General features: G+C 41.2%; 5 protein-coding genes and 1 pseudogene. All 6 read right to left on the bottom strand.

All coding sequences use genetic code 11. From position 1 onward, the window contains the following. Window positions 1–44 precede the first annotated feature (44 nt). Window positions 45–734 (bottom strand): HmuY family protein, encoded by a 690-nt coding sequence (locus HMPREF9073_RS11665; protein WP_009413981.1) that lies wholly within the window; start codon window positions 732–734, stop codon window positions 45–47. 18 nt (window positions 735–752) lie between these two features. Then, window positions 753–3,095, bottom strand: a complete 2,343-nt coding sequence (locus HMPREF9073_RS11670) for a TonB-dependent siderophore receptor (RefSeq protein ID WP_009413982.1) — start codon at window positions 3,093–3,095, stop codon at window positions 753–755. Between the two features lie 4 nt (window positions 3,096–3,099). Then, complete coding sequence (locus HMPREF9073_RS11675; RefSeq protein ID WP_009413983.1) at window positions 3,100–4,200, bottom strand: DUF4903 family protein; 1,101 nt, start codon at window positions 4,198–4,200, stop codon at window positions 3,100–3,102. Window positions 4,201–4,267: 67 nt separating this feature from the next. After that, window positions 4,268–4,819: a four helix bundle suffix domain-containing protein gene (locus HMPREF9073_RS11680; protein ID WP_009413984.1), complete on the bottom strand. Its 552-nt coding sequence runs from the start codon at window positions 4,817–4,819 to the stop codon at window positions 4,268–4,270. A gap of 175 nt (window positions 4,820–4,994) precedes the next feature. Next, window positions 4,995–5,555, bottom strand: a complete 561-nt coding sequence (locus HMPREF9073_RS11685) for a calycin-like domain-containing protein (RefSeq protein WP_009413985.1) — start codon at window positions 5,553–5,555, stop codon at window positions 4,995–4,997. 18 nt (window positions 5,556–5,573) lie between these two features. Then, window positions 5,574–6,459 (bottom strand): annotated as a pseudogene (locus tag HMPREF9073_RS16045) (hypothetical protein); the annotation flags it as partial.

The raw sequence follows: 6,459 nt of genomic DNA on the forward strand, positions 1-6,459 counted from the left end.
CAGTATGTGATAAATAACAAGGCAAATATACTACTTTTTTTGATTTACTTCAACTCATCACAATAAAAACTAATACGCCCCCCTGTGTCGCCTATTTCAATACTCTCGTCATACCAACTCACTATTTGTAACTTAAAATAGTGCAAACCATCGGCAGTGCGGATGATATAAGTGTGAAACGAGGGGGTATAAGAGGGAGGCGGTCCTGAGAAAACCAATGCCTTATTGAGTAACGGATTAGCATTGGTTTTGGTTTGTTGGGGGCCTTTATTGGGGTCAAACCAAGGGATACCTGTGATATTATGGGCTACGGTATAGCTTATCCACTCGCGTTGTGACATAGTGATAGACACGTTGTCGGTATCTACTACCCATTGCAGGTCGTGAGGCAGTTGCGAAACACTCGTCCAGCGGTCATACCCCTGAAAGCCCATATCTGCAGCTCCTCCGTGTCCGTTGCCACTGGTGCCGCTATTGGTGCGGAGTTTATTACCACAGAATGCTAAATCCCAATCTAATCTATTTTTCTGATTGCCTTCTATAATATCGGCATTCACTTGGTAGGCATTGAATATCTCACCTGTACGGAGGTTATAGTATATCCAATCGTTGGTGACATTATTGATGTACCCCGAACGACGCGGTAGCACTTTGCCTGTAAAAGGCAGAGCTTCATATTTCACACAAGCCGTACTCAACAAAGCTATCAGTATACTATATAAGATTCTTTTCATATTTGCTAATTTCCTAATTTAAAAATCGATCTCTACCTGCACAAAAAACCTACGCCCTGCAGTAGCAGGAATGTTGAACATCGTTACGCCAGAGCCCAAGGTTGAAGGTTTATAATCGAAAATATTATTTGCCCCGACGTTCAGCTTGTAATGTTTCAAAAAGCGCTGTTGTACATTTAAGTTGAAGAGTGCGTAAGCAGGCAATTCACAACGGAAATACGCCTCTTTGCTCACAGGGCGCCGTTGCGTACCACCACCGTATAAAGGTACTTCTTCCTGCACCGTAATGCGATCTTGCACATCAAAAGTTTTCTTGCCCATCATACTCATCGTCAGGTTTGCCGATAGGTCGTAGTTGTCGCGATACCATTTGTATTCAAGCCCTGCGGTAGCGGCGTGAGGCGAGGTAGTGTTGATGCGCAAGCCTTCAGTTTTACTTACATCTACATACGAATAGGAAGCGTTGAGCGTAAGGGCGGGCACTATCTTCCAGCGGGTGAGCAGGTCAAAGCCTAAGAGCCGTTGCTGGCTGAGGTTCATATACTCGAAGTTATACTGAAACTCGTAGATTTTCCACACCCCTTCTATCTTATCCTGAAACTGATTGATAAAGGCATTCCCCGAAATAAAGAATTTAGGCACCGCATATTCAGCTCCTACCGAAAAGTAATGGTTCTTCTCGGGTTGTAACATCTCATTGCCTACAATTTGAAACATTCCCAAGTGATCCCAATTAAAAAACAACTCTTTAATAGAAGGCGAACGATAGCCTTTGGCGTAATTCAAGCGGTACGAAAGGGCTTCGGTAGGCGAGAATTTTATGGCTACTTTCGGCAGTGCCATCGTACCAAATTGCAGACTGTAATTGGTGCGCAATCCGGCTTCCACTTGCCACTTAGGACTTATGGTATAGGTGTCCTGAAAGAAGAACTCCCATTCCTTCAACCCTCGTGTGAGCATACGATTGGCTGCAAAGCGGTCGCTGGTGAGGTCGTCCTGAAAATAGTCAATCCCAAAAATGAGGTCGTGCTTTTTGAAGTATTGCGAGGTGAGCGTGAGACGCGGTTGCATAATCTTAGAATCATACACCTTTTTATCTACATCACGGCGTTCGTGACGTTTGTAGCGCTCGTAAAAGTCGGTATGGAAAGTGCCGTGTAGTGCAAAATAGTTTTTAAGACGGTAGGAGAGTTTTAGCCCTCCGGTGAAGTCTTTGGTTTGCGAGAAATAGAGGTCTTGCACCATATCATACGAGTTCATCAAAAAACCCGTGCCATATAGCTGTAAGCTTAAGTTTTTGCTGTCGTAATACAGTTTTTGTGAAGCCGAGAGATGCTCAACTCCCTCAATACCCATTGGCGGACGCAAAAAGGTGGCTTGCACTACAGTATCTTTACTGAGAAACGGATTGGCTTCTTTGGTATACACCTTGCGATCGGGTTCTTTTTGGTAAAGATAATACGCATCCTGACTGCTGAACCACACATCCGTTTGGGTAGTAAACTTCCCTATCTTAGCCCCTGCCGATACCCACGATTGCAGGTTGGGCTTATCGGCATTCTTTTCAAACATATAGAGAAAATCTCGCCGCTCAGGGTTGTGGTAATTGCGTTCGTTCATCTCGGCGTGTCGCGAACCTACCGTAATAGCAAAAGGCTTATCTGTTTTCTTGGTGATAATGTTGATGACAGCTCCTGCTGCCCTCGAACCGTAGAGGGTAGACGACGCCCCTTTCATCACCTCAATACGTTCCACAGCGTGCAGGTTGAAGCGCTCGTAATCGAGGTTGCCCGCCATTTCACCCGTCATACGCTCGCCGTCCATCAAGAAGAGGATATGGCGCGCATCCAAGCCCTGCATACTTATCTCGTTGCCGAAACCCACCTTTTGGATATTCATCCCAGGGGTTTCCTGCATCAGCGCCTGCTGGATATTGCTATAACCCGCTTTCACTAACTCCTGCCCCGTGATGACCTGCACCACCGTAGGTGTTTCTTTGGTGGGGCGCACGGTAGCACCCGTCGTTCTACCTGTGAGCGTAGTGCCCGCCAATTGGGTAGTTTCCTCACTGAGGTATACCGTGAGCTCGTTTTCTGCGTTTAGCGTACCTTTTAGCAGTGTGTAGCCCAGCGACTGCACCGTGTAATGCAGTACACCCCCCTTGCGTCTTTTCAGGAGGGCAATGCCATTGTCATCGGCAATGCTGTGCTGTAGTTTATCACTATAAGCAGGCTCGGTATAACTCACTACTGCCGCAGCTATAGGCAAGCGGGTACTCTTGTCGAGCACCCGCATACGCACCTGTTGGGCTGAGAGAATTCCTCCTAATAGAAATAGTAAAATGGATATGGTGATTCTCATTAACTTAAGGTCTTATAGCTACTTCTTTGGCATAAATGGTAAGTCCTAATTCTTTGTTAAGGTAAGAGAAGGAGGTTATTTTTTTCTCTACATTCACAATCATTCGCACTTCGCCTTTAGCAGAAGTTTTAAGCGTTTGTGTACCCGTAGCGTCCCAAAGGGTAGTGGTTACTTCCGCTGCTTTGAGTTTGGTTTTATCGGTATTGCCTTGCCCGTAAATAGTCTTCTCATTTTGGGTAAGCACATCTATAAAACGAGCTTTGCCACTGAATGCCAATTGCAAGTTCACCCCACTCACTGCCGTTTTGGCAAGCGATAGTTGCATACGCCCTGTTACATTGTTAGGTGCTTTACCATCCCACACAAAGGCGATAGGCAAGGTTACCTCTGTAGTTTTACCCTCGTAGGTGAGCTTAGCCGTAATAGTTTGAGTAGCACCCAAAAGCGTAATAGCTTGCTGGTTGTTATCACTGTGGAAGATTTCAACCCCTGTGTCCAATTTTGTTTCAGCCAATGCCTCTTCGTAGGCATCGAGCTCTTCTTGAAAGTGAGCTAAGCGAGAGCGGTCAATTTTTTGTTTAAACACCGTGCCCACTACGTTCATCATATTGTATTGGATTAAGAAATACACCTCGTGTGTATCTACGTTGAAGAAGCCCGTTACTACCGTACTGCCTTCTTTAGTAATAGGAGCACCTTGGTAATCTTTAGGTACATAAGGGGTAGTTACGGCAGCTTTATCGTAGAATTTTATCCAATTGCCCTCGTATTCCTGCTTGTCCCAATAGCTGAGTTCCATTGCCTCCAAGGAGGCGTGCATTGTCACGGCAAAAGGCATAGTGCCCGGTTGTATTTTCTCAAGGTGCATTTTGAGGCGTTTGCTGGGCTCGTCCCAAGTAAAAGTAAATTTGGTAGGTACGCCCGAAGGCAATAATGATCTGTCCGTACCAGCCAATTTCACGTGTTGCCCTAATACCATATCGCCTTTTAGTACGCTGATAGCTGTTTGCAGTTTAGGGTCGGTATTTTCAATAGGCTTGTTTTGTTCTTCTTTTTTACAAGCCAAAAGAACAAGCCCTATAAATAATAAAAATATTTTTTTCATAGTAAGGTTATTTTTTCTGATCAATCCGATTTGTCTGACTTATCAGATTAATCCGATAATTTATGATTTAACTTCCCGCTCTATAGCTTAGCCTTGCATTCCTCATTTGCTCCCTAATACCTCCTTTTTTCAAGAATATTTCTTGTTGTTTTTCGAGCAATCGGCGGAGCATATAAGTAGCCTGATGAATAAGAGTAATACACAAGTTTGCTATTTCTTCATCACTACACTTATCAAGTAGTGAACGGTATTGCGAGAATATTTGTTCACTACGAGCAAAAGCTCGCATCTTGTTAAAGCGAGGATGTCCTGCATTCCACTGTGGAATATTGCGCACGCGCAAGTAATCTTCATAGTCTATTAGGAGCTCCTCCAAACTGGCTTTTGCAACATTCGTGAGTTTAATTTGTGTTTCATAAGAAGTACTTGCTGCTTCACTCCCTTCGGCAATATTTTGTTTTCCAGAGCGTGCAGCTTGCACCATTTGGTCAATAGTACGGTCTCCTTTTTCTAGAAAATGCTTGGTAAAGAAGAAAGTAATATCGTAAATAACTTCCGTTACTTGGTAGCAACGCAAGTGCCTATATCCTCCTTTGGTTTTTAGAAAGGAAGTTTCCATAACGTTATTAATAATTATTTAGCTCCTGCAAAGGTAAGATTTTTTTTGATTTACCCCCCAATCCTATCAATCTAACTTATCTTATCAATCTGATTTATGATTTATCCTATCAATTCGATAATAAATGCCTAAGGAGAAAGTTAGCGCTTCTCCTTAGGCTTAAAGTTACTACTTTTTAGTAAGTGTCAAAGTGTACAGAAGCTGTAAATTTTTTGAAAATCAAGTATCTTCCGCAACTTTGCAAAGTAAACTCTATTTTGATATCATTACCACTCTTAAAGAATTTACCATTAATGATAGCAGGATAATCAGTGAACAGTAAGTTTACTCCGTCAGGAAAACGTCCTGAAAAAGTGCCGTCACTATTTAAAGTAAGACCTTTGATGTTAATTGTCAAATCAGCAGGCATTTTTCCTATACTAAAACCATCAACACTTAGGTTAAATTTATTACTACTATTAGGGGTGATTTTTACTATCCTATTAGGGACAGATGGTTTCTTATTACCATTCATTTTTACTTGGTTGATTTCACCTTTGTAATTTCCCACTACACCATCTACAGTGAAGTTAGATGTAACAGAGGTACGTTCGTTAACCACTGCCACTGTATTAGCTTTTTGTGAGTTTCCTCCATTGGCTGGATTATCAGCAATGTTCAACTCTTCTTTTTGGCATCCTACTAATGCCATTCCTATGATAGCTACAAAAGCTATCGATTTAAAAAAATGATACATATAAAATTGATTTAGTTACTACTTTTTTCTTTTAGCTCTATTAGATTCCGCTAAATCTTTTAGAGTATTTCCTTTTGTTTTGCGAATAAAACTTCTACCACTTTCATTTTCTGTAGCAGTATAGTCGTAAAACTCTATATCTTTTGAAAATTCTGATATCCCTCCAAAAAAGCGCAAACGGTCTTTAGGGAGGTATTTATTGATAAACGCTTTGGTCTCAGCTCTATCAAATATATCTTTACCGATATCAAAGCTTAATTTGCCTGGGAATTCAGGTTCCTCTCCATCTAATTCTTCGTATGAAAAGTATTTAATTTCAGTAGGATAACTAATTTTAGGCACAAGTGGAAGTCCAGCTAATTCTATAATCATTGCCGCCTCTAATTTGCTTATATCTACAACCGATTTTAGTTTAGGAAGCTCCAAAAGACCAAAAAGACCAATTGTAGTAGGGGTAGCAACTCCCTTAGAAAGATCAGGGAATATTATATTCTCTAAGTTAGGACATTTAGAGAAAAATAAATAATCACCTATAAAATTATCATACCCTATAGTACCTCTTTTCATTATTTTTGTGGAAGAAAGATTAATATCTTTCACTTCTTTATTACCAATAGAAATTATTTGGGATAAATTCTCTGCCTCTGATAAATCAAGTACAGAAGTGGTTAAATTAATAAGTTTTACACTTGCTGTTTTGTTCGATATTTTTAGCTTAGGTAGTCTGAAATTCTCATCGGCTAATAACCATACTTCTACACTCCCACCAAAAAGAGGATTATTTATAATATACTCAACCCCCTCTAAGTTTTTAAGGTTAGCAAATTCAGGTTTATTATAATTGCCCTTTCCTTTTAATATTTTTATAATATTAGCTCTTTCATCTACTTTTATACTCTTGCTA

Source organism: Capnocytophaga sp. oral taxon 326 str. F0382, from assembly GCF_000318295.1.
Taxonomy (GTDB): domain Bacteria; phylum Bacteroidota; class Bacteroidia; order Flavobacteriales; family Flavobacteriaceae; genus Capnocytophaga; species Capnocytophaga periodontitidis.

What these genes read in the sequence shown, in the direction of transcription:
- HMPREF9073_RS11670 (WP_009413982.1), bottom strand. Translation starts at nt 3,095, where the DNA reads ATGAGAATCACCATATCCATTTTACTATTTCTATTAGGAGGAATTCTC.
- HMPREF9073_RS11680 (WP_009413984.1), bottom strand. Translation starts at nt 4,819, where the DNA reads ATGGAAACTTCCTTTCTAAAAACCAAAGGAGGATATAGGCACTTGCGT.
- HMPREF9073_RS11665 (WP_009413981.1), bottom strand. Translation starts at nt 734, where the DNA reads ATGAAAAGAATCTTATATAGTATACTGATAGCTTTGTTGAGTACGGCT.
- HMPREF9073_RS11685 (WP_009413985.1), bottom strand. Translation starts at nt 5,555, where the DNA reads ATGTATCATTTTTTTAAATCGATAGCTTTTGTAGCTATCATAGGAATG.
- HMPREF9073_RS11675 (WP_009413983.1), bottom strand. Translation starts at nt 4,200, where the DNA reads ATGAAAAAAATATTTTTATTATTTATAGGGCTTGTTCTTTTGGCTTGT.